Origin of the sequence: Pseudomonas sp. GM50 (genome assembly GCF_000282375.1) — a bacterium.
Lineage (GTDB): Bacteria > Pseudomonadota > Gammaproteobacteria > Pseudomonadales > Pseudomonadaceae > Aquipseudomonas.
In genome coordinates this window covers 155,489-177,873 of record NZ_AKJK01000043.1, presented here as the reverse complement: position 1 = coordinate 177,873, position 22,385 = coordinate 155,489, and the positions used below count along the sequence as shown (strand labels likewise).

Here is a 22,385-nt window from a genome sequence, read left to right as displayed (position 1 = left end):
CCTCGGCCATGAGCGAAAACCGTTTCAAGATCGTCTTCGATGGCGCTCTGCAGCCAGGTGTTGACGCCACCACCGCGAAGCTCAATCTCGCCGAGCTGTTCAAAAGCGATGTTGCGGCCATCGAGCGCCTGTTCAGTGGCCGGACGGTTGCACTCAAGCGCGACCTGTCACACGCCGATGCGCAGACTTACCTTCAGGCGCTGACGAAAACCGGCATCGATGCCCGAATCGAAACAGAACCCTCGATCGAGCTGAACCTGTCCGACGTTCACGAACACGCCCCTGCCAACAGCCAACCTGTCACGGCAGATCCCGATTCTCCCTATGCACCGCCCCGTGCCTCAGTCGGCGAAACACTGCCGGAGTTTTCTGCACTCAAGGCATTCAGTTTCGTTGGCCGCATCGGGCGCTTGCGCTTTCTGGCCTGGACGATGGCTCTTACGCTGGTGACGCTTGGCGTTGGCTCCGTGTTGGCTATTTTCGGCTTCGCGCTCATTAGCACGGACTCGACTGCCGGCTTGATTCTCGCTGGCCTGCTGGCCTTTATCCTGGTCGTGGTGCTCGCCTTCATCAGCATCCAGTTCAGCGTGCAGCGCCTGCACGATATCGGCTGGTCCGGCTGGCTCTGGCTGCTGAACCTTGTGCCGGTCGTGGGCAGCGTTTTTCCGTTTGTAATAATGATCGTGCCGGGTAACAACACGGCCAACCGATATGGCGCACCACCACCGCCCAACAGCAACGCGGTCAGGGTGCTGGCTTCGCTGTGGCTGGTGTTTATCGCGATCATGTTCGTCGGCGGGCTGACTGGCGGCCTTACTGCGATCCAGGATGAGTATGAAAGCGCCACCGAGAGCACCTATCAAAGCAGCTCGATGATCACCGACGAAGTTGAAGTCGAGCCGGCCGATGAGGCCGAACAAGCGCCAAATTCATCCGATGATGCAGCCGAAGCAGCCGAGGCCCCTGTAGACTCTGCGAAAGAATGAACAGCGCTCCCCGCCCGTGACACCTGCGTCGCCGGCGCGGAGCTGTTGCGATGGAGAACTGCATGACCCGTTACGCTCTGATCACTGGCGCTTCCAGCGGCATCGGCCTGGCGATGGCCGAAGCGCTGGCCCGGCGCGGCCGCAGCCTGATTCTGGTGGCCCGACAGCGTGATCAGCTGGAAAGTATTGCGATTGAACTGACTCAACGTTTTGGTGTGGAGGTGCTGTTTCGCGCCTGCGACCTGGGCGAGCCGCTGAGACTGTCCGGTTTTTTGCTGGAGCTGGAGGAAGGCGACAGGCAGATAGATTTGCTGGTCAACTGTGCCGGCATCGGTACCTGCGGCCCATTCCTGGCCCAGGACTGGATGACCGAGCAGGATTTGATCGAAGTGAACATCCTGGCCCTCACTCGCTTGTGTCATGCCATCGGCAACAGCATGGCCTTGCAGGGCGGCGGGCAGATTCTGAACGTCGCCTCGGTCGCGGCGTTCCATCCCGGTCCCTGGATGAGCACTTACTACGCCAGCAAGGCTTACGTACTGCATTTTTCCGAAGGTTTACGCGTCGAACTGAAAAAATGCGCGGTCAAGGTGTCGGTGCTGTGCCCTGGCCCGACCCGCACGGCGTTTTTCCGCACCGCGCAACTGGACACCGACAAACTGGTCGAGAGCAAACTGCTGATGAGTCCAGAAGAAGTCGCGCTCTATACCGTGCGAGCGCTGGCGAAAAATCGCGCCATTATTATCCCCGGTCGCCTGAATCGCTGGTTCGCGTTCCTGCCGCGGCTCGGCTCACGCTGGCTGACCCGGACAATCGCGGGCATGGTCAACAAAGCCTATTGCCCGCGCTGATCAATCCTCAAGGCAAAAGACTGGGCTCTGACATAACCCATGGTTACACTCAGGCCAGCCCAAACAACGGAGAAAACAGCTGTGGATACTCTGTTCACCAAGATCATCAACCGGGAAATCCCGGCGAAGATCATTTACGAGGACGACCAGGTACTGGCCTTCCACGACATCGCGCCACAGGCCCCCGTGCATTTCCTGGTTGTCCCGAAGAAACCGGTGCGTACCCTTAACGACCTCACCGAGGACGACAAGGCTTTGGCCGGACATATTCTGTTCACGGCCCAGCGCCTGGCCCTGGAATTGGGCTGTGAAGAAGGTTTCCGGGTGGTCATGAACTGCAATGAATTGGGCGGGCAGACCGTCTATCACATTCATATGCACGTGCTGGGTCAGCGCCAGATGCACTGGCCGCCGGGCTGATCCATCAACCGCCCCCTGTAGGAGCGAGGCTTGCCCGCGAAGCTTTTAGCGCACTTGAGGACGCCTTCGCGGGCAAGCCTCGCTCCTACAGAATTGGTATCGCGCCCACCGGAAATGACCCAACGCAAACCCGCCCCCGGGCCGATTGGGTTAAACTGGCCGCCGAGATTCTTCCCGGAGGTCAGCATGACTACCCAACGTCACTACTCGCCAATTGACCGTCTTCTGCTGCAAGCCGACGCCGCGATGCGTACTTTGCTGCCCTTCAGTGGTCAGCCCTACCGTCCGTCGCCGGCCATCGTGCAGCCGGATGCGCAAATGAGCGACGAGGACACCCGACACGTCGCTGGTTTGATGCGCATCAACCATACTGGCGAAGTCTGCGCCCAGGCGCTGTATCAAGGTCAGGCCCTGACCGCCAAGCTGCCGAAAGTGCGCGCCGCCATGGAGCACGCCGCCGAAGAAGAAATCGACCATCTGGTCTGGTGCGAACAGCGCATTCATCAGTTGGGCAGCCACACCAGCATCCTCAATCCGCTGTTCTACGGTATGTCGTTCGGGATTGGCGCGGTCGCCGGATTGATCAGCGACAAAGTCAGCCTGGGTTTCGTTGCTGCCACCGAGCATCAGGTCTGCAAACACCTGAACGAACACCTTGAGCAACTGCCTGCCGAGGACGAAAAATCCCGAGCGATCCTGGAGCAGATGCGCATTGATGAGGAACACCATGCCGAAAGCGCGCTGGATGCCGGGGGGTTCCGTTTTCCTGCGCCGGTGAAGTTCGGTATGAGTCTGTTGGCCAAGGTGATGACCAAGAGTACGTATCGGATCTAAGTATTGCAGCGCCCGCGACGTCCCCATCGCGGGCAAGCCCGCTCCCACCAGAGACCGCGTTTCGGCAATAAAAAAGGCGACTACCCAATGTAGTCGCCTTTTTTTGTACTCGGAACTCTTAGTTCGGCATGTTGCGCGGGTAGAAAATTTACATCACCCGAGTCTGCACTGCCTTTACGATAGTTGAATGTCGATTCAACCGAGTTCGATGATTTCGTAGTCGTGGGTAATCGCCACGCCGGCCGCGCCGAGCATGATCGAGGCCGAGCAATACTTCTCGGCCGACAGCTCGATGGCGCGCTTGACCTGAGCTTCTTTCAGCCCGCGGCCCTTGACCACGAAGTGCATGTGGATTTTGGTGAAAACCTTCGGGTCTTCGGTCGCACGCTCGGCTTCGAGGAACGCTTCGCAGCTTTCGACGGCCTGACGGGACTTCTTGAGGATGCTGACCACATCGAAATTGCTGCAGCCGCCGACACCCAGCAGGAGCATTTCCATCGGCCGGACACCCAGGTTACGACCGCCAGCATCGGGCGGACCGTCCATGACCACGACATGACCGCTGCCGGATTCGCCGAGGAACATGGCTTCGCCAGCCCATTGGATGCGTGCCTTCATCGCCAAGACTCCACTGTCTAAAAAAGGGTCGCCAGCTTAGCACAGGGCCCTTGATTGGCAGCACTTCGCCTTCCTAGGACATAACCATCTGCGTCGTAGGCAAATTCTCGAATCTTGAAGGAATGCGTCTGTTAAGCTGACGCCAAATCAATGGCGTATAGCCAGCTTTGCAGCGAGTAAAAGGATCGCAGGCCTCGCCAGCTCCTACAAAAAAACAAACATACCGTGCAGTCTTTTCGGGATACAACCATGGTTGCTATTACCCCCACACCCAAAATCAAGAACCTCGACAAACTGTTGATGCACTGCCAACGCCGTCGTTATGCCGCCAAGAGCAACATCATTTGTGCCGGCGACCGCTCGGACACGCTGTTTTTCATCATCAAAGGTTCGGTGACCATCCTGATTGAGGATGACGACGGCCGTGAAATGATCATTGCCTACCTCAACTCCGGCGACTTTTTCGGCGAACTGGGCCTGTTTGAACAAGCGGGGCTGGAACAGGAACGCAGCGCCTGGGTGCGCGCCAAAGTCGAATGCGAAGTCGCGGAAATCAGCTACGCGAAATTCCGCGAGCTGTCCCAACAAGATCCAGACATTCTTTACGTGCTCAGCGGACAAATCGCACAGCGCCTGCGCAATACCACGCGCAAGGTCGGCGACCTCGCGTTCTTCGACGTGACCGGTCGCGTTGCGCGCTGCCTGCTGGAGCTGTGCAAGCAACCAGACGCCATGACCCACCCGGACGGCATGCAGATCAAGGTGACCCGTCAGGAAATCGGCCGGATTGTCGGTTGTTCCCGTGAGATGGTCGGCCGCGTGCTCAAGGATCTGGAGGAGCGCAACCTGGTCGACGTCAAAGGCAAGACCATGGTGGTCTTCGGCACGCGCTAAGCTCGAAAACCAAGCTTCGAGCATTTAAGCTCCGAGCATGTCTGCCAGCAACTGTCGGTATAGCGCATCGAGCCGTTCCAGTGCCTCAGGAGCGGCAAACTTTTCATGCAGGGCGATGTGGCTTTCAGCGCGAACCCGCTGCTCCAGGCCACAGGCTTCGTTAAAGCGATTGACCGCCGCGACCATCGACTCTCGCTCGTCATCGATCAACATCGCCCCGTGCACCAGGCCGACCGGACGCTGACCGCCCTTGCTCTGGCGCCAACGCTGGGCGGTGCCGACCATCTTTCGACCATCGAGGTTGACGTTGAAACGGCCGTCACAGAACGCGCCCTCAATTTCGCCCAAAGACGAAGTGCCGCCCAGCTCATCCAGTAACTGACAGATCGGATCGCACAGACGCCGGTAGCCGGTTTCAATGCGGTTCAGATCGCCTTCACTGCGCGGAGGGGCATAAACCAGAGCGATGTTGATGGTCGATGCCGATTGCGGCACTGGCTCACCGCCGGTTTCACGCAGCAGCACCGGCCAGCCCGCGGCGGCGGAGACTTCGCACGCCGCCTCAAACTGTGGCAGACGATTCAAGCGGCGGGGCATGACCAATGCGCGGTCAGTGGGTTGCCAGAACAGCAGACCAAACTCCGCCTCACCGGTGCACACATGGGCCAACAGATCCTGCTCGGCGAGCAAGCCGGCTTCGATGGTCAGAGGGGTTGGAGAGGTCATAAGGTATTCCGTTGGACATGAAGCCTATGGTGCTACTTATGCCGCCATCGCGAGCAGGCTCGCTCCCACATTGGATCTCTGATGTTAGTAGATCTCTTGTGGGAGCGAGCCTGCTCGCGATGGGGTCGACTCGGTCTGCGTGTAATCAGTCGAGCGTAGAACCACTCACTGGAATGCCACGCTCGGGAAAGAACAGGCGCTGCAATTCCATACCCGGACTTTCGGCGCGCATGAACGCTTCGCCGACCAGGAACGCATACACATCGCTGATTTCCATCAGTTCGACATCGGCCCGGTTAAGAATGCCACTTTCAGTGATCACCAGACGATCGCGCGGAATACGCGGCAACAGGTCGAGGGTAGTTTCCAGATTGACGTCGAAGGTGTGCAGGTTGCGGTTGTTCACACCCACCAGCGGTGTGTCGAGGGTTTTCAAGGCCCGCTCCAGCTCGTCGCCATCGTGGACTTCCACCAGCACATCAAGACCGACACTTTTGGCCACTGCCGCCAGTTCGGCCATCTTCACGTCGTCCAGTGCGGAGACGATCAACAGCACGCAGTCAGCACCCAATGCGCGGGATTCGACGATCTGGTAAGGATCGATCATGAAGTCCTTGCGGATCACCGGTAACTTGCACGCCGCCCGGGCCTGTTGCAGATACGCATCGGCGCCCTGGAAGTAATCGATATCGGTGAGCACCGACAGGCAAGTGGCCCCGCCCTTTTCGTAACTTTTGGCGATGTCGGCGGGAACGAAGTTCTCGCGAATCACGCCTTTGCTCGGCGAGGCTTTCTTGATTTCCGCAATGACTGCCGGCTGCTTGAGTTTGGCCTGCGCAATCAACGCCTTGGCAAAACCACGGGGTGCATCGGCCGCCTTGGCCAGGTTTTCCAGCTCCGCCAGGCTCACACGGGCGCTACGCTCGGCGACTTCCTGGACTTTGCGGGCCAGAATATTTTCCAGAACCGTCGGTACACTCATCCCTCATTCTCCACTTTGAATACCGCGGTAAATGCACCCAACTCCTCAAGTTTTTCCCGAGCGAGGCCTGTGTGCAGCGCATCGTGCGCCAGGGCAACGCCTTCTTTCAAACTGCTGGCATGGTCGGCGGCGTACAACGCGGCACCGGCATTGAGCACGATCATCTCGGCGGCTTTCTGACCGTTCTCGGTCTTGCGCTTGCCCAAGGCATCGCGAATCAGCTCAAGGGAGGCCGCCGGGCTTTCCACCGCCAGACCGTGCAGGCTCTGGCTCTTCATCCCCAGGTCTTCGGGTTCGACCCAATACTCGGTGATCTGGTCATTCTTCAATTCCGCCACAAAGGTCGGAGCCGCCAGACTGAACTCGTCCAGGCCATCCTTCGAATGCACCACCAGCACGTGTTTGCTGCCCAGACGTTGCAAAACTTCGGCCAATGGCCGGCACAACGCCTGGCTGAACACACCCACCACCTGATGTTTCACACCGGCCGGATTCGTAAGCGGGCCGAGCATGTTGAACAGCGTGCGCAAGCCCAGCTCGCGGCGCGGGCCGGCGGCGTGCTTCATGGCACTGTGGTGGGTTTGGGCAAACATGAAACCGATACCGACATTGTCGATGCAGCGTGCCACCTGAACCGGCGTCAGGTTCAGGTAGATACCCGCGGCCTCCAGCAAGTCGGCGCTGCCGCTTTTGCCCGACACTGCACGGTTACCGTGCTTGGCCACCGTGCAACCGGCCGCCGCGACCACGAACGACGACGCGGTGGAAACGTTGAAAATGTTCGCACCGTCGCCACCGGTGCCGACCACATCGACCACGCCGTCGAGGGTATTGAGTTCAACCTTGTCCGCCAACTCACGCATCGCCGTCACGGCACCGACGATCTCATCGATGCTTTCGCTCTTCATGCGCATGGCCATCATGAACGCGCCGATCTGCGCATCAGTGCATTGCCCGGTCATGATTTCGCGCATGACATCGCGCATCTCATCGGTACTGAGGTCGAGGTGGCCGACGATACGGCTCAGGGCTGTCTTGATATCCATGGAAAGTCCTTAGCGCGTGCCGCCGGTTTGTTTGAGAAAGTTGGCGAACAGCTCGTGGCCCTGTTCGGTGAGGATAGACTCAGGGTGAAATTGCACACCTTCGATGTTCAGCGTCTTGTGGCGCAGGCCCATGATCTCGTCGACCGAGCCGTCTTCGAGCTGGGTCCAGGCAGTCAGCTCCAAACAATCGGGCAGGGTTTCGCGCTTGACGATCAGCGAGTGGTAACGGGTGACCGTCAGCGGGCGATTCAGACCTTCGAATACGCCCTTGTCCTCGTGGAATACCGGGCTGGTCTTGCCGTGCATGACTTGACGGGCACGGACCACATCGCCACCAAAGGCTTGGCCGATGGACTGATGACCCAGGCAAACGCCGAGAATCGGCAGCTTGCCGGCGAAGTGCTTGATCGCTTCGATGGAAATACCGGCTTCGGTCGGGGTGCAAGGACCGGGCGACACGACAATGCGCTCAGGGTTGAGGGCTTCGATTTCGGCAATGGTGAGCTCATCGTTGCGCACGACTTTGACCTGGGAGCCGAGCTCACCGAGGTATTGCACAACGTTGTAAGTAAAAGAGTCGTAGTTATCGATCATCAGCAACATGGCGTTAAGAACCTCTTGAATTTACTGACTTTGAATACAGCCTTCGAATGATTTACCCGCAACGTCCTGCACTTTGTCAGTCGCTGGAGTCGCGCTGCAAAGCGGTTTGTCTTGCGGGTAAAGAAGGCAAAGCGGTAAAGATCCGGCCGGGCCGGCAGAAGGATTCAGGCGCGCCAACGCCAACGGGCGTGTGCCTTGATGACTTGATCCAGAAGTTTGCTGACGATCAACACGGGGAAGGTCTCATTTATACGTCTTGGCACAGTAACTTAGCTGGGCAGAGCGTGCAATATGGGGCGATCGAAGCGCGTGAAACAATCGACGGGTTCGCGCCGAACGGCAACAGCCTCACTTGAACCACGTGAGCCTGGGGGTCAGCCACAAGTTGACCGCCGACCTGGCGTTGCGTGGCGGTTACACGTTCCGCAAGGATGATGACTTTCCCCAGCAGGGCATCAACGTTGGGGTGACGCTGGACTTCTGACCCTGTGCAGGCGGTTTGTGGAGGAGCTGGCGCAACCTGCGATCTTTGGGCGGGATTGGGAACGGCCGAAGTGCAAGATCAAAAGATCGCAGCCTTCGGCAGCTCCTATATGGGGATGGCAGGCACAAAAAACGCGGTGCCCTTAGAGGCGCCGCGTTTTTTATGGTGAGCACTTATTGTGGAGAGGGGCTTGCCCCCGTTCGGCTGCGCAACAGTCGCAAATCCAGGCGACTTGATCAGCCTGAAAGGAAAGAATGCAGGGGGCCGCTTCGCGACCCAACGGGGGCAAGCCCCCTCGCCACAGAAGCTCCCTCGCTACAACAGCCTGCTCCCACAGGTTTTGCGTGAGCTCAGGCGTCCGGGGTTTGCTCGGCCAGGGCCACCGCGCGGAACATGGCGCGGCGCTTGTTCAGGGTTTCTTCCCATTCCAGGGCCGGCACCGAATCAGCAACGATGCCGCCACCCGCCTGCACGTGCAGTTCGCCGTTCTTGATCACTGCGGTGCGGATTGCAATCGCGGTGTCCATGTTGCCGTTCCAGGCGAAGTAACCCACCGCGCCGCCGTAGACGCCACGCTTGACCGGTTCCAGCTCGTCGATGATTTCCATCGCGCGAATCTTCGGCGCGCCAGACAAGGTGCCGGCCGGCAGGATCGCCCGCAGTGCATCCATCGCCGTCAGCCCGGCCTTCAATTGGCCGGTAACGTTGGACACGATGTGCATCACGTTGGAGTAACGCTCGATCACCATCTTCTCGGTGAGTTTCACCGAACCGATTTCCGAGACGCGACCAGTATCGTTGCGGCCCAGATCGATCAGCATCAAGTGCTCGGCGATTTCCTTGTCGTCCGACAGCAGGTCTTTTTCCAGCGCCACGTCAGCCTCTTCGTTGGCGCCTCGCGGACGGGTGCCGGCAATCGGGCGCACGGTGATCAGGTTGTCTTCGACCCGCACCAGTACTTCCGGCGAACTGCCGACGACGTGGAAGTCGCCGAAGTTGAAGAAATACATGTAAGGCGTAGGGTTGAAGCAGCGCAGCGCCCGGTACAGGTCGATAGGCGCAGCCTTGAAGTCGATCGACATGCGCTGGGACGGCACAACCTGCATGCAGTCACCGGCCAGGATGTATTCCTTGATGGTGTCGACGGCTTTTTCGTAATCGTTCTGGGTGAAGCTCGAGCGGAACACCGGATCAGCCGATTGCTGTTTGCTGAAGTCCAGGCCTCGGCGCGGAGTGATTGGCTGACGGAGTTGTTCCAGCAGCGTTTGCAGACGCGCCTGACCTTGCTCGAAGGCGTCTTCCTGCGACGGATCGGCCAGGACGATCGCGTGCATTTTGCCGGCGAGGTTGTCGAACACCACCACCGCATCGGACACCATCAGCAGAATGTCCGGTACGCCCAGTGGATCCGGGTTCGGGCACTTGCCCAAACGCTTCTCCACATAGCGCACGCAGTCGTAACCGAAGTAGCCCACCAGACCACCATTGAAGCGCGGCAGACCAGCGATGGTCGGCACGTTGTAGCGCGCCTTGAAGGCTTCGACGAAGGCCAATGGGTCTTCAACGTCGTGGCTTTCGATCTCGACGCCGTCGTGGGTCACGCTGACGTGGTGATCGTGAACCCGCAGCACGGTGCGGCACGGCAGGCCGATGATCGAATAACGGCCCCATTTCTCACCGCCCTGCACCGACTCCAGCAGATAGGAGTTCGGCTCGTCGGCCAGCTTCAGGTAGATCGACAGCGGCGTGTCGAAGTCGGCCAGGGTTTCGCAGGCAAGCGGGATGCGGTTGTAGCCGGCAGCGGCCAAACGCAGGAATTCTTCGCGGATCATGGGGTAGCCTCGTGGCTTGAGGGTCTAACGGTCAGGTATGCAAACGCGCCGGTACGCCGGCCAGGAACAAGTCAGGCGCGCCAACGCCAGCGGGCCAGGGCCTTGATGACTTTCATCCAGAGTTTGCGAGTGACCACCACGATGGCGTTTCCAGGAGGGGATTGAACAGCGTCGGGCAACGTTATCTCAGCGGCCGGATCCAGGCAACCGGGAATTAGTTTGCGCAGATCATCGATCACCAGCGCCGGCGATTCTTCGGCAATCGGCCGACCGTGGTTATAGCCATAACTGAGGGCTACGCATTTGACCCCCGCCGCTTTCGCCGCCAGCACATCGCTGCGCGAGTCGCCGACGAACAACGATTGCGACGCCGGAATGTTGGCCATTTTCATCACGAAAAACAGCGCGGCCGGGTCAGGCTTCTTATTCGGCAGGGTGTCGCCACCGATGATCCATTTGAAGTAACGGCCGATCTTCATCTGATCCAGCAGCGGCGCGACGAAGCGCTCCGGTTTATTGGTGATCAGCGCCATTTCGACGCCTTGTTTGCTCAGCCACTTGAGGGTGTCACGCACGCCGGGGTAAACCACCGTCAGTTCGTGACCGTCCTCATAAAAGCCATTGAACAATTCCAGGGCATGCTCGGCCTCGACCTCATCGACACCCTCGCCGTCGATGTGGTTGGCCAACGCCCGGCGCACCAGCATATGCACGCCGTTGCCAACCCACTCGCGCACCGGTTCGATACCGGCAGGTTGACGCCCGAGTTTGAGCAGCATGTTATCCACAGCCGCCGCGAGATCAGGGACCGAATCGACCAGCGTGCCATCCAGATCGAACATCACCAGCCGCGGCAGACGCCCGGGGAACAGCTGCTCGAAACCACTCATGGGCGAGCCAGCGCCAGTTCGGAGCGCATTTTTTCAATCACTTCCTGATAGTTCGGCGCATTGAAGATCGCCGAACCGGCCACGAAGGTGTCGGCGCCAGCAGCAGCGATTTCGCGAATATTGTTCACGTTCACCCCACCGTCGATTTCCAGGCGGATATCACGACCGGAGGCATCGATCAGTGCCCGCGCTTCACGCAGTTTGTCGAGCGTGCCGGGAATGAACTTCTGCCCGCCGAAGCCTGGGTTGACGCTCATCAGGAGGATCATGTCGACCTTGTCCATGACGTACTTGAGCACGTCCAGCGGGGTCGCCGGGTTGAACACCAGGCCGGCCTTGCAGCCACCTTCGCGGATCAGTTGCAGGGAACGATCGACGTGCTGCGTGGCTTCCGGGTGAAAAGTAATGTAGGTCGCACCGGCTTCGATGAAGTCACCGACGATGCGGTCCACCGGGCTGACCATCAAGTGCGCGTCGATCGGCGCGGTCACGCCGTACTTGCGCAGCGCGGAGCAAACCATCGGGCCGATGGTCAGGTTTGGCACGTAGTGGTTGTCCATGACATCGAAGTGCACGAAGTCGGCACCGGCGGCCAGGACGTTGTCCACTTCCTCGCCCAGGCGGGCGAAGTCGGCGGAGAGAATCGACGGAGCAATGACGAAGGGCTGCATGACGCACCTTTTTTGAGCAGAATCACGATGGCGCGCATTGTATACCTCATGCTTTGACGCGCGCACCGTGCTGCGATGATTGGGCTCTAATAGGCTGCTCGGTAGATCTTCTCGATATCGATGGCGCTCAGCTTGCGCGGATTATTGCGCATCAGGCGCTCGATACCGGCGGCTTCCACAGCCATGGCCGGAATCGCATCCTCGGGCACCCCGAAACTGCGCAGGCCCAGCGGGATTTCCACCGCGGCGCACAGCTCGGTCATCGCCTCCACGGCTTTGTCCGCCGCTTCATTGGCGCTCAGATGAGCAGTCTTCACCCCCATGGCCTCGGCAATATCCTGCATGCGCTCCACGCAAGCCATCTTGTTCCAGGTCATGACATACGGCAGCAGCAAGGCATTACTGACGCCATGGGCAATGTTGAAACGCCCACCCAGCGGATACGCCAACGCATGCACTGCGCCGACCCCGGCATTGCCGAACGCCATGCCGGCCATCAGGCTGGCGGTGGCCATGTCTTCGCGGGCTTGCAGGTGGGATGGATTGGCGTAAGCCTTGGGCAGCGCCTGGGTAATCAGCTTGATCGCGCCAATGGCCAGGGCATCGGTGATTGGCGAGGCATTGAGCGACAGGTAGGACTCGATGGCGTGCACCAGCGCATCGACGCCACTGGCAGCGGTGACACTGCGCGGGCAGGTCAGGGTCATTTGCGGGCTGACCAGCGCCACGTCCGGCAACAGGTAATCACTGATAATGCCCTTCTTCAGCTGCGCAACCTTGTCGGAGAGAATGGCCACGTTGGTCACTTCCGAACCGGTGCCGGCGGTGGTCGGGATGGCGATCAGCGGCGGGCCTTTGCGCGGCACCTGATCGATGCCGAACAAATCCTCCAGCGCGCCGTGGTAACCGGCATAGGCTGCAACACTCTTGGCGATGTCGATGGCACTGCCGCCACCGAGGCCGATCAGCCCGTCATGCCCGCCTTCACGGTAAACCCGCATGCAATCTTCGACGATGGCGATTTCCGGATCCGGCAACACCCGGTCGAAAATCTCGTAACTGCGCTCGCCCAGCTGCGCCAGCGCCAGCTCTACCGTACCGGACTTGACCAGTAAGGCGTCGGTGACGATCAACGGGTTGTCGACATCCAGGCGTGTGAGTTCAGCGGCCAGTTGCTCGATGGCACCTGCGCCGGTGATCAGTTTGTGAGCGATTTTGAAAGAGGAAAGACTCATGTGCGCAGCCTCTTATAGATAGGGGAGCTGGGCACAATAGTAGCTGGGGATTGGGGTTTGTCTGCTATTAAGTTGGTGAATGACCGCCGATCCCGAAAACCACACAAAACACTTGTGGGAGCGAGCCTGCTCGCGATAGCGCAGTGTCAGTCGACATCAATGTTGAATGTCGATCCGCTATCGCGAGCAGGCTCGCTCCCACAGGTTGAGCGGGGTGCTGCTTTATACCTGCGCGGTGCGCAGTTTTTCGCTGCGCCCACGCAGCCATTCCAGCGTCAGCAACAGGACCACCGAGAACGCAATCAGCAGCGTCGCGGCAGCGGCAATCGTCGGGCTGAGGTTTTCGCGGATGCCGCTGAACATCTGCCGAGGCAATGTCGCTTGCTCAGGACCAGCGAGGAACAGCGTCACCACCACTTCATCGAATGAGGTGGCAAAGGCAAACAGCGCACCGGAAATCACGCCCGGTGCAATCAACGGCAAGGTCACCCGACGAAACGCAGTCAGCGGCGAAGCTCCCAGGCTTGCAGCGGCCCGTACCAGGTTCTGGTTAAACCCCTGCAACGTCGCCGATACCGTGATGATCACAAACGGCACACCCAGGACGGCGTGCACGACGATCAGCGAGGTATAGCTGTTGCCAAATCCCAGTGGGGCAAAGGTCAGGTAACTGGCCACACCAATGATCACAACCGGCACCACCATCGGCGAAATCACCAGCGCCATCACCAGCGGTTTGCCCGGGAAATCGCCCCGGGTCAGGCCGATCGCTGCCAGCGTACCGAAGATCATCGCCAGCACGGTCGCCGCCGGAGCCACAATCATGCTGTTCTTCAACGAACGCATCCATTCCGCCGAAGCAAAGAAGTCCTGGTACCAGTGCAGTGAGAAGCCTTGCAGCGGATAGACCAGAAAACTCCCCGAGTTGAACGACAGCGGAATGATCACCAGCACCGGCAAGATCAGGAACAACAAAATCAAGCCGCAGAGAATCCGCAAGCTGTAGAACCACACCCGTTCGATGGGCGACATATAAGGACTCAGCATTTCATTCTCCCCTTAGCTCAAGCGCAGGCGACTGGCGCCCACCAGCCAGCTGTAAATCAGATAAAGCACCACCGTCGCCAGCAGCAACAGCCCACCGAGCGCGGTCGCCATGCCCCAGTTGATGCTGGTGTTGGTGTAGAAGGCGACGAAATAGCTGACCATCTGATCGTTCGGGCTGCCCAGCAACGCCGGGGTGATGTAGTAGCCGATGGCGAGGATGAACACCAACAGGCAACCGGCGCCGACACCGGCATAGGTTTGCGGGAAATACACCCGCCAGAAACTGGCGAACGGGTGGCAGCCGAGGGAAATCGCCGCGCGCATGTAGGTCGGTGAGATGCCTTTCATCACGCTGTAGATCGGCAGAATCATGAACGGCAGCAGAATGTGCACCATCGAGATGTAGACCCCGGTGCGGTTGAACACCAGCTCCAACGGCTTATCGATAATGCCCATGGCCATCAGGCCGCTGTTGATCAAACCGCCCGATTGCAGCAACACGATCCACGCGGCGACCCGCACCAGAATCGAGGTCCAGAACGGCAACAGCACCAGAATCATCAACAGGTTGCTTTGCCGCGATGGCAGGTTCGCCAGCAGGTAAGCCAACGGATAGGCCAGCACCAGGCAGATCACGGTGATGATCAGGCCCATCCAGAAGGTCCGGGCAAAGATATCGAGGTAGATCGCCTGATCGGGAGTGGCCGGGGCCACTTCGCCGAGGTCGTCGATACGGTGGTCGACGGCGGCCAGCAGGTAATAAGGTGTGACGCCACTGGTGTTGCGGCGCACGACTTGCCAATAGGCCGGATCACCCCAGCGCTCGTCGAGGCCTTCCAGCGCTTCTTTATAAGAAGCCGGCTCAGTGGCGAACGGCAAGGCGCGTGCGGTTTTGGTCAACAGGCTGCGGTAGCCGGCCAACTCCATGTTCAAGCGCTTGGACAAGTCGCCCAAGGTCTGATTCTTGCGGGCTTCGGCAAGGTCTTCGCTGGCGGCCTTGTACACAGGCTCTGCCGGCAGGCCTCGGCCGTCCCAACTGGCGATGGCCGCCACGGTGCGTGGCATGGCGCCGACCACTTCCGGGTTACCGACGCTTTTGTAGAGCAGCGCCACGATCGGCACCAGGAACACCAGCAACAGAAACAGCACCAACGGCGCGATCAAGGCTTGTGCTTTCCAGCGGTTGATCCGCTCGGCGTGCTTGAGCCGCTGCTTCAAGGTGGGGTCGGTGCCCGCGTTCAGGGGAATGGCGGTGGCCATGGCGTACTCCGGAAATCTTTGATCGTTACAGAGGCGGCATTCCGTGACCGCAAGGCCACCTCTGTTCTTGATAACTACGCATCACCCCTGTAGGAGAGAGGCTTGCCCGCGAAGGCGCTGTGTCAGTCAACATTGATGTTGAATGTGCTGACGTCTTCGCGGGCAAGCCTCGCTCCTACAAGAGTGGGTAAGCCCACGGGGTGGTCTTACTTGGCAGCCCAGGAATTGAAGCGCTGTTCCAGTTGCTCGCCGTTGTCAGCCCAGAAGCTGACGTCGATCTGCACCTGGTTGGCGATGTTTTCCGGGGTGGTCGGCATGTCTTTCAGGACATCCTTGGACAGCAACGGCACGGCTTGGGTGTTGGCCGGGCCATAGGCGATGTTTTCCGAGTAGGTCTTCTGCTGCTGCGGAGCTACCGAGAACGCGATGAATTTCTTCGCCGCTTCAGCACGGGATTTATCCAGACCTTTTGGAATCGCCCATGCGTCGAAGTCGTAGATACCGCCGTTCCACACCACTTTCAGGTTGCTTTCTTTCTGTACCGCCGCGATCCGACCGTTGTAGGCCGAGCTCATGACCACGTCACCGGACGCGAGATATTGCGGCGGTTGCGCGCCGGCTTCCCACCACTGGATGCTTGGTTTGAGCTCATCGAGTTTCTTGAACGCACGGTCCTGACCATCCTTGCCGGCCAGTACTTTGTAGACGTCTTTCGGCGCAACGCCGTCAGCCATCAGTGCGAATTCCAGGGTGTACTTGGCGCCTTTACGCAGGCCACGTTTGCCCGGGAATTTCTTGGTGTCCCAGAAATCGACCCAACTGGTCGGTGCGGATGCCAGCTTGTCAGCGTTGTAGGCCAACACGGTCGACCACACGAAGAAGCCCACGCCGCATGGCTGGATGGCACCCTTGACGTAGTCTTCGGTCTTGCCGAACAACTTCGGATCAAGCTGCTCGAACATGTCCTCGTCGCAACCACGGGACAGTTCTGGCGATTCAACTTCCACCAGGTCCCAGGACACGCTCTTGGTGTCGACCATGGCTTTGACCTTGGCCATCTCACCGTTGTATTCGCCGGCAACGATCTTGCCGTTGCCCGCCGCTTCCCACGGTGCGTAAAAGGCTTTTACCTGCGCGGCCTTGTTCGCCCCGCCAAAGGACACCACGGTCAGGTCCGGGCCCGCCGCCATCGCGTGTGCCGCACCGATCATACCCATGACCAAAGCGGTGAATTTCAGGGATCTCAACATTTATTGTTCTCTCCACGTGCAGGGTTGGTGTTGGTGAAGCAGGGGGCGATCAATGCGCCTCTAAAAGTGGGTCGAGCGCGCGAACGTGTTCGACCTGCCAGCCAAGCGGTACCACATCGCCGACAGCGAGCGCGGGATCGAGCTCGGCAATCGGTTGTTTCACGAAGAAGTCGGTCTTGCCGCAGACTTCCAGGCGAACCCGGACGTGGTCGCCCAGATAGATGAATTCCGCCACCCTCCCTGAGAAGCGGTTGACGCAGGACTCGCTCGAACCATTGAGGCTCACGCGCTCCGGGCGAATCGACAGCGTGACGGGTTCGCCGGTCTTGCCGACGTTGACTGCGAGCGCTTCGACCTTTTCACCGCGACCCAACTCGACCACGCAGCGGTCGCCGGTATGGCTGTGCAAGCGGCCGTTGAGGCGGTTGTTCTCGCCGATGAAGTTGGCGACGAAGGTATTTTTCGGCTCTTCGTAGAGTGTGCGCGGTGGCGCGATCTGCTGGATTTCGCCCTGATGGAACACAGCGACGCGGTCGGACATGGTCAGGGCTTCGCCCTGGTCGTGGGTCACGTAGACCACGGTTACGCCGAGACGCTGGTGCAGGTGTTTGATTTCCATCTGCATGTGTTCGCGCAGTTGTTTGTCCAGTGCGCCGAGGGGTTCGTCCATCAGCACCAGTTGCGGTTCGAACACCAGGGCGCGGGCCAAAGCCACACGCTGTTGCTGGCCGCCGGACAGTTGTGCCGGATAGCGCTGGGCGAAGGTGTCGAGCTGAACCATGCTCAAAACACGTTTGACCCGGTCACTGACGTCGCTTTTGTTCAAGCCGCGCACAGTCAGCGGGAACGCCAGGTTCTCGGCCACGGTCATGTGCGGAAACAATGCATAGTTCTGGAACACCATGCCAATGTCGCGTTTATGCGGCGGCACGTTGTTGATGGAGCGCCCGGCCAGTTGAATCTCGCCGGCGGTCGGCGTTTCGAAACCGGCGAGCATCATCAGACTGGTGGTCTTGCCGGAGCCGGACGGCCCGAGCAAGGTGAGGAATTCGCCTTTGCGAATATCCAGGTTGAGGTCTTTGACGATCAGGTTCTCGCCGTCGTAGCTCTTTTGCACTCCACGAAAGCTGACCAGAATGTCATTGGCCCCTGCGCTTGAATCGACCTGGCTCATACCCACACCTTTGTTATTGATGACTGCTGTGGACTAAGCCTAGTGGACGCTGGGAGCGGCGCAAATCGGGGCGCAGGAGAGAATCGCCTCAGCCGGATGGAAGATTGTGGGTAGGGATTGCCCTACAAGGATGGCGGGGATGGATATGTCGATTTGCGATAGCGACAGGCGGTAAGCTGCAAGCCATAAGAACCGGCAAAAGCGGCTTTGTGTGCATGTCGTAAATGGACATGCCACAACGATCCCGTAGGAGCGAGGCTTGCCCGCGAAGGCGTCCTCAAGTGCGCTAAAAGCTTCGCGGGCAAGCCTCGCGCCTACGGGGGATCGCGTTCAGAATCAGAGGAGCTTGTGCTCCATCGCGTACTTCACCAGTTCGGCCAGGGAGGTGATGTTGAGTTTCTGCATCAGTCGCGCTTTGTGGGTGCTGATGGTTTTGCTGCTGAGGGCCAGTTGTTGGGCGATGTCGTTGACGTTGGCGCCTTGGGCCAGGCGTTCGAACACCGAGAATTCACGCTCCGACAGCAACGAGTGCAACGGCCGCGAATCAGTCAGGCCGACTTCAAAGACCATACGGTCGGCCAGGTCCGGGTCGATGTATCGCCCTCCCGCCGCGACTTTGCGGATTGCCGTCAGCAGCAATGCCGGATCGCTGTCCTTGGTCGCATAGCCTGCGGCGCCAACCTTCAACGCCCGAGCGGCCATTTGCGCTTCGTCATGCATCGACAACACCAGAATCGCCGGGGGATTGTTCAAGGCGCGAATCCGCGGAATCGCTTCCAGGCCGTTGACCCCGGGCATGGAGATATCCAGCAACACCACTTCGCAGGGAACATGGCGCAAGGCCTCGAGTAACTGTTCACCATTGCTCGCCTCCCCTACCACCAGCAAGTCCTTGGCCAGACCGATCAATTGCTTGATGCCTTCGCGAACGATGGTGTGGTCTTCGGCTACCAGTACACGGATCACGTTCTTCTCCATTCTTCTTATGTCAGAGCCAGGATCATTCGCGAGCAAGCCCGCTCCCACAGTGATTTGGGGGTGTCAAAGATCTGTGCACTTACACAACCCCCTGTGGGAGCGGGCTTGCTCGCGAAGGCGTCAGCACAGACAACAAAAATTCTTCAGGCCTCATCCAGCGGCACTCTTACCGTCAGGGTCGTGCCCTCACCCGGCTCACTCTCAAGCGACAACTGCCCGCCCATGATCAACACCCGCTCACGCATGCCGACCACACCAAAGGATGTCGGCCTGCCAGGAGCGGCGACAAATCCTACGCCATCATCGCTAACAGTCAGACAGAGTTCGTCGCCCTCAAGGGCCAGTGTCAGTTCAACAGTATGCGCTTGGGCGTGGCGCATGACATTGGTCAGCGCTTCCTGAAGGATCCGAAACAGCCCGATGGCCTTGGCATCACTGAGCACCGGCAAGTTATCCGGCACTTGTACCAGGCACGGGATCTGCGTGCGCGCCTCGAACCGCCGGGCCTGCCATTCGATGGCCGAGGCAATCCCGGCATCGAGAATCGGCGGCCGTAGCGCCGTGGCCACATCGCGTACCAGTTGAAACAGTTGAGCGATCAGCCGCTTCATGCTGTTCAAGCGCTCATGCAGACCCGGGTCGAGCTGGGCGTAGGCCAGTTCGCACATGGACGTTTCCAGCTTCAGCACGGTCAACATCTGACCCAACTCGTCGTGAACTTCCCGGGCGATACGGGCTTTTTCCTCTTCCCGCACGCTCTCCAGGTGGGCGGACAACTCGCGCAATTGCTCGCGGGAACTGGCCAGTTCCAGTTCGATGCGCTTGCTCTCGGTGATGTCCCACACAATCCCGTCCCAGACATAGGCGCCGTCTTCGAGCCGACGGGTGATGGCCTTGATCTCGGCCCAGCGCTGTTCGCCCTGACGGGTCAGAATCCGCCCCTGCCACGACCAGTCACTGTCGGTGTCCAGTGCATGGTCCTGAGTCTGGTGATAGCTGGCTTTGTCATCCGGATGCACCAGGCTGCGCAAGCCTTTGTCGCGATGGGCCAGAGTCGCCGGCGAGTACCCCACCAGGCTCTCGCTGCCTTCACTGATGTAGGCAAAGTCGATCTGCCCGGTCACCGGCGCGCGCTCCAGACGAAAGACCAGGCCGGGAACGTTGGCGGCGATCCCTTGCAGCCGCGCTTCGCTTTCCTGCAACGCGGCCAGGGCACGACGACGTTCGGTGACGTCATTGAGATAAACCACCAGGTATTCGCCATCGCGAAAACGCAAGAAGCTCAACGAAACGTCCGCCGGCAGAATACTGCCATCGGCTCGCACGCAATTGGTTTCGAAACTTTGCGGCCCCTCTTCACTGGCCCGGGCGCGTTTCCACAGGCTCAGCCAGCGGTCCATATGCAATCCGGGTTCGAAGTCGATCAATGGCCGATCGATGATTCCGCCCGCCGGGTAGCCGAGCATGGTTTCGGCCGCGCGGTTGGCATAGCGCACATGGCTGTCCCAGTTGACCCAGAGGATGCCGACGGTGCTCTGATCGATGGAAAACTGCGTGAGGCGCAAGGCCTCTTCGCTGGCCTCGCGCAGGGCAATGTCTTCGCGCGCCGCCAGCAATCGTTGCTCCAGACTGTGTTGTTGGCGACGTTGCCAGAACACAATGGCCATGCTGCTCAACAGCAACACCACCAAGAGCAGGCAGAGGTTCTGCCAGAAACCCGGCGACTCGGACAGTCGCGGATACTTGGGTTGCACCCATTGATTGTGCAGTTGCTCCAGGTCCTTGGCCGGGATCGCCCGCAGCGCGCTTTCGACGATACCGGCCAACTCCGGCCAGTCCCGGCGCGTGGCCACCCGCAGCAGTTGCGGGAAACCGATATCGCCCACCACGGCCAGCCCGGAGAACTCAGGCTCGGCAGACAGACGCCCGAACTGCGCTTCATCGACCACGGCGTAACCGGCCTGCTGACTCAACAACAGTTGCAGCGCCTGGCGGTCCAGAGGCACGCCTTGCAGATTCAGATGGGGATAGGTGCTGCGCAAATAATCGGCGGTGACGCTGGGCATGCGCACGGCGACGCGGGTCTGGCTGTCGAGTTTTTCCAGTTCTACCGCACCGGTGCTTTTCTGGTCGCTCACCACCAGTTGCGGCACCCGCATGTAAGGGTCGGAAAATTGCCAAAGCCGCAAACCCGCGGGGGTTTGCGTCAAACCTGGCGCGATATCGATGTCGCCTTCACGCGCCGCGGCTTCCAATTGCGCAAGATCAGGATAATTACGCCAACTCAGTTCGAGCTTGAGGGCCTTGGCCAGCCACTTCATCAGTTCGACGTTAACCCCGGACAGGCGCTGCAAGCGGCGATCGTATTGAGCATAGGGCGTTTGCAACACCACTGCGACCCGCAACTCGCCATGCTGCGCCAGCCATTGCTGTTGCGCTGGCGACAGGTGCACGACGTGCGCCGGTGGCGCGGGCGCCGCCCAGCCCATCAAGGGAAACCATAAACAGCCGATAACCCACAGGCAGCGAAAATGCATCATCGAAGTCTCACACACTGACAAATACTGACCAACCCATTAGGCTGCCGGAATAACTTCTGGCCTGGAATATCCGATGCCCCCTGTCTACCGCCTGGCACTGCCAGCATTGTGCCTGTCGTTGATCCTGCCTTGCGCGTTTTCCGTCGAGGCGGCCGACCCGGCACCTGCCGCAGCGGAAAAACCCGCAGAAGAAAAACCGGTTGAACGCCAGCCGCTGCTTGAGCGTAGTCAGGAAGAAGCGAGCGCACTTGAGCGAAAAATCCCGGTGCAGGAACAGCAACAACTGCAAGCCGGCAACGACAACTTTCTCGCCTTGTGGAAACCGGCCAATACCGCCGAACCCAAAGGCGCGGTGATTATCATCCCGGGCGCCGGTGAAACCGTTGACTGGCCGCAAGCGATCAGCCCATTGCGGCGCAAGTTGCCGGACGCCGAGTGGAGCAGCCTGAGTATCACCTTGCCGGACCTGCAAAGCGAAGCCATTGCGCCACGCATCGTCGAAGTGGCGCCAGCGCCCAAAACGCCTGATGCCGGCAGCAAAGATTCCACGACTGCAGCGCCCATCGAACAGGCGGCCGGCGGCGAAGCGGACGTGGCCGACAAGGCCATCGTCGAAACCACCGAAGAACAGGCCAAAGCCGACGCTGAGCGAATCTTCGCTCGCATCGATGCAGCCATCGCCTACGCCGAACAGCAAAGCGCTCGCAGTATCGTCGTGTTGGGCCATGGTACCGGCGCTTACTGGGCCGCGCGTTATCTGAGCGAGAAGCAGCCATCGCAAGTGGAGAAGCTGGTGATGGTCGCCGCCCAGACGCCTGTTACAGCAAAACCGGGGCTGGCTGAGCTCACACCCACCTTGAAGCTGCCTACCGCAGATATCTTCTATATGGATAAGCCGGTGGATCGTAACGCGGCGCTGGAACGCGTGCAGGCCAGCAAGCGCTTGAAGACTTCGGGGTTCAGTCAGGTATCGCTCAAGGCGTTGCCAAATGCCAAGGCAGAACAAGAGCAGTTGGTTCGTCGGGTGCGCGGGTGGTTGAATCCACAGAATGCGGCGGACTGAT

The 22,385-nt window shown here is 59.7% G+C and carries 23 protein-coding genes; 8 read left to right on the top strand and 15 right to left on the bottom strand.

Going from position 1 to position 22,385, the window contains the following annotated elements; all coding sequences use genetic code 11:
* Positions 1-8 precede the first annotated feature (8 nt).
* From PMI30_RS19760 to coq7, 4 genes are all read left to right on the top strand, one after another.
* Positions 9-986, top strand: a complete 978-nt coding sequence (locus PMI30_RS19760) for a DUF805 domain-containing protein (RefSeq protein WP_008008349.1) — start codon at positions 9-11, stop codon at positions 984-986.
* 62 nt (positions 987-1,048) lie between these two features.
* Entirely contained in the window at positions 1,049-1,837 is a 789-nt protein-coding gene (locus PMI30_RS19765; RefSeq protein ID WP_032835131.1) for an SDR family NAD(P)-dependent oxidoreductase, read from the top strand.
* An 81-nt stretch (positions 1,838-1,918) separates the two neighbouring features.
* The gene (locus tag PMI30_RS19770; protein WP_007906873.1) at positions 1,919-2,257 is read left to right on the top strand and encodes a histidine triad nucleotide-binding protein; all 339 of its coding nucleotides are present in this window, start codon (positions 1,919-1,921) and stop codon (positions 2,255-2,257) included.
* A 186-nt stretch (positions 2,258-2,443) separates the two neighbouring features.
* On the top strand, positions 2,444-3,091 hold the full coding sequence (gene coq7, locus PMI30_RS19775) for a 2-polyprenyl-3-methyl-6-methoxy-1,4-benzoquinone monooxygenase (RefSeq protein ID WP_008008345.1): 648 nt from the start codon (positions 2,444-2,446) through the stop codon (positions 3,089-3,091).
* Positions 3,092-3,286: 195 nt separating this feature from the next.
* Here the strand turns inward: coq7 and PMI30_RS19780 are convergent, their stop codons facing one another.
* Positions 3,287-3,709 carry an OsmC family protein gene (locus PMI30_RS19780; protein ID WP_007941657.1) on the bottom strand — a complete coding sequence of 141 codons (423 nt, stop codon included), beginning with the start codon at positions 3,707-3,709 and terminating at the stop codon, positions 3,287-3,289.
* Positions 3,710-3,958: 249 nt separating this feature from the next.
* Between PMI30_RS19780 and crp the strand changes: the two genes are divergently transcribed.
* Positions 3,959-4,603, top strand: coding sequence for a cAMP-activated global transcriptional regulator CRP (gene crp / locus PMI30_RS19785; RefSeq protein ID WP_007941656.1), 645 nt, complete (start codon positions 3,959-3,961; stop codon positions 4,601-4,603).
* Between the two features lie 24 nt (positions 4,604-4,627).
* Here crp and PMI30_RS19790 read toward each other — a convergent pair whose 3' ends face one another.
* From PMI30_RS19790 to PMI30_RS19805, 4 genes are all read right to left on the bottom strand, one after another.
* Positions 4,628-5,329, bottom strand: a complete 702-nt coding sequence (locus PMI30_RS19790; RefSeq protein WP_008008343.1) for a lipoate--protein ligase family protein — start codon at positions 5,327-5,329, stop codon at positions 4,628-4,630.
* A gap of 145 nt (positions 5,330-5,474) precedes the next feature.
* Entirely contained in the window at positions 5,475-6,311 is an 837-nt protein-coding gene (gene trpC, locus PMI30_RS19795; protein ID WP_008008340.1) for an indole-3-glycerol phosphate synthase TrpC, read from the bottom strand.
* A complete protein-coding gene (trpD, locus tag PMI30_RS19800) occupies positions 6,308-7,357 on the bottom strand; it encodes an anthranilate phosphoribosyltransferase (RefSeq protein WP_007906883.1) in 1,050 nt (349 codons plus the stop codon). The genes trpC and trpD overlap by 4 nt, the downstream gene beginning before the upstream one ends.
* Positions 7,358-7,366: 9 nt before the next feature.
* On the bottom strand, positions 7,367-7,960 hold the full coding sequence (locus PMI30_RS19805; protein WP_007906885.1) for an aminodeoxychorismate/anthranilate synthase component II: 594 nt from the start codon (positions 7,958-7,960) through the stop codon (positions 7,367-7,369).
* A 47-nt stretch (positions 7,961-8,007) separates the two neighbouring features.
* Between PMI30_RS19805 and PMI30_RS31425 the strand changes: the two genes are divergently transcribed.
* Both PMI30_RS31425 and PMI30_RS31895 read left to right on the top strand, forming a co-directional pair.
* Positions 8,008-8,316, top strand: a complete 309-nt coding sequence (locus PMI30_RS31425; protein WP_162130603.1) for a hypothetical protein — start codon at positions 8,008-8,010, stop codon at positions 8,314-8,316.
* Entirely contained in the window at positions 8,313-8,444 is a 132-nt protein-coding gene (locus PMI30_RS31895) for a hypothetical protein (RefSeq protein WP_274517724.1), read from the top strand. The genes PMI30_RS31425 and PMI30_RS31895 overlap by 4 nt, the downstream gene beginning before the upstream one ends.
* A gap of 350 nt (positions 8,445-8,794) precedes the next feature.
* Here PMI30_RS31895 and trpE read toward each other — a convergent pair whose 3' ends face one another.
* From trpE to PMI30_RS19855, 10 genes are all read right to left on the bottom strand, one after another.
* Positions 8,795-10,276: an anthranilate synthase component I gene (gene trpE / locus PMI30_RS19810; protein WP_008008339.1), complete on the bottom strand. Its 1,482-nt coding sequence runs from the start codon at positions 10,274-10,276 to the stop codon at positions 8,795-8,797.
* Between the two features lie 71 nt (positions 10,277-10,347).
* Positions 10,348-11,166 (bottom strand): phosphoglycolate phosphatase, encoded by an 819-nt coding sequence (locus PMI30_RS19815; protein WP_007906890.1) that lies wholly within the window; start codon positions 11,164-11,166, stop codon positions 10,348-10,350.
* A complete protein-coding gene (gene rpe, locus PMI30_RS19820; protein WP_008008336.1) occupies positions 11,163-11,837 on the bottom strand; it encodes a ribulose-phosphate 3-epimerase in 675 nt (224 codons plus the stop codon). Before rpe ends, PMI30_RS19815 begins: the two co-directional genes overlap by 4 nt.
* Before the next feature lie 86 nt (positions 11,838-11,923).
* Positions 11,924-13,072 (bottom strand): iron-containing alcohol dehydrogenase, encoded by a 1,149-nt coding sequence (locus tag PMI30_RS19825; protein ID WP_008008334.1) that lies wholly within the window; start codon positions 13,070-13,072, stop codon positions 11,924-11,926.
* 222 nt (positions 13,073-13,294) lie between these two features.
* Positions 13,295-14,119 (bottom strand): ABC transporter permease, encoded by an 825-nt coding sequence (locus PMI30_RS19830; protein ID WP_008008331.1) that lies wholly within the window; start codon positions 14,117-14,119, stop codon positions 13,295-13,297.
* A gap of 12 nt (positions 14,120-14,131) precedes the next feature.
* Positions 14,132-15,379: an ABC transporter permease gene (locus tag PMI30_RS19835; RefSeq protein WP_008008329.1), complete on the bottom strand. Its 1,248-nt coding sequence runs from the start codon at positions 15,377-15,379 to the stop codon at positions 14,132-14,134.
* 206 nt (positions 15,380-15,585) lie between these two features.
* Positions 15,586-16,629, bottom strand: coding sequence for an ABC transporter substrate-binding protein (locus PMI30_RS19840; protein ID WP_008008327.1), 1,044 nt, complete (start codon positions 16,627-16,629; stop codon positions 15,586-15,588).
* Between the two features lie 49 nt (positions 16,630-16,678).
* On the bottom strand, positions 16,679-17,803 hold the full coding sequence (locus tag PMI30_RS19845; RefSeq protein ID WP_007904290.1) for an ABC transporter ATP-binding protein: 1,125 nt from the start codon (positions 17,801-17,803) through the stop codon (positions 16,679-16,681).
* A 336-nt stretch (positions 17,804-18,139) separates the two neighbouring features.
* Positions 18,140-18,781, bottom strand: coding sequence for a response regulator (locus PMI30_RS19850; protein WP_177318838.1), 642 nt, complete (start codon positions 18,779-18,781; stop codon positions 18,140-18,142).
* Between the two features lie 143 nt (positions 18,782-18,924).
* The gene (locus PMI30_RS19855) at positions 18,925-21,321 is read right to left on the bottom strand and encodes a PAS domain-containing sensor histidine kinase (protein WP_008008323.1); all 2,397 of its coding nucleotides are present in this window, start codon (positions 21,319-21,321) and stop codon (positions 18,925-18,927) included.
* 73 nt (positions 21,322-21,394) lie between these two features.
* Here PMI30_RS19855 and PMI30_RS19860 point away from each other — a divergent pair, with 73 nt between their 5' ends.
* Positions 21,395-22,384 carry an alpha/beta hydrolase family protein gene (locus PMI30_RS19860; RefSeq protein WP_008008322.1) on the top strand — a complete coding sequence of 330 codons (990 nt, stop codon included), beginning with the start codon at positions 21,395-21,397 and terminating at the stop codon, positions 22,382-22,384.
* The last annotated feature ends 1 nt before the right edge of the window (position 22,385 follow it).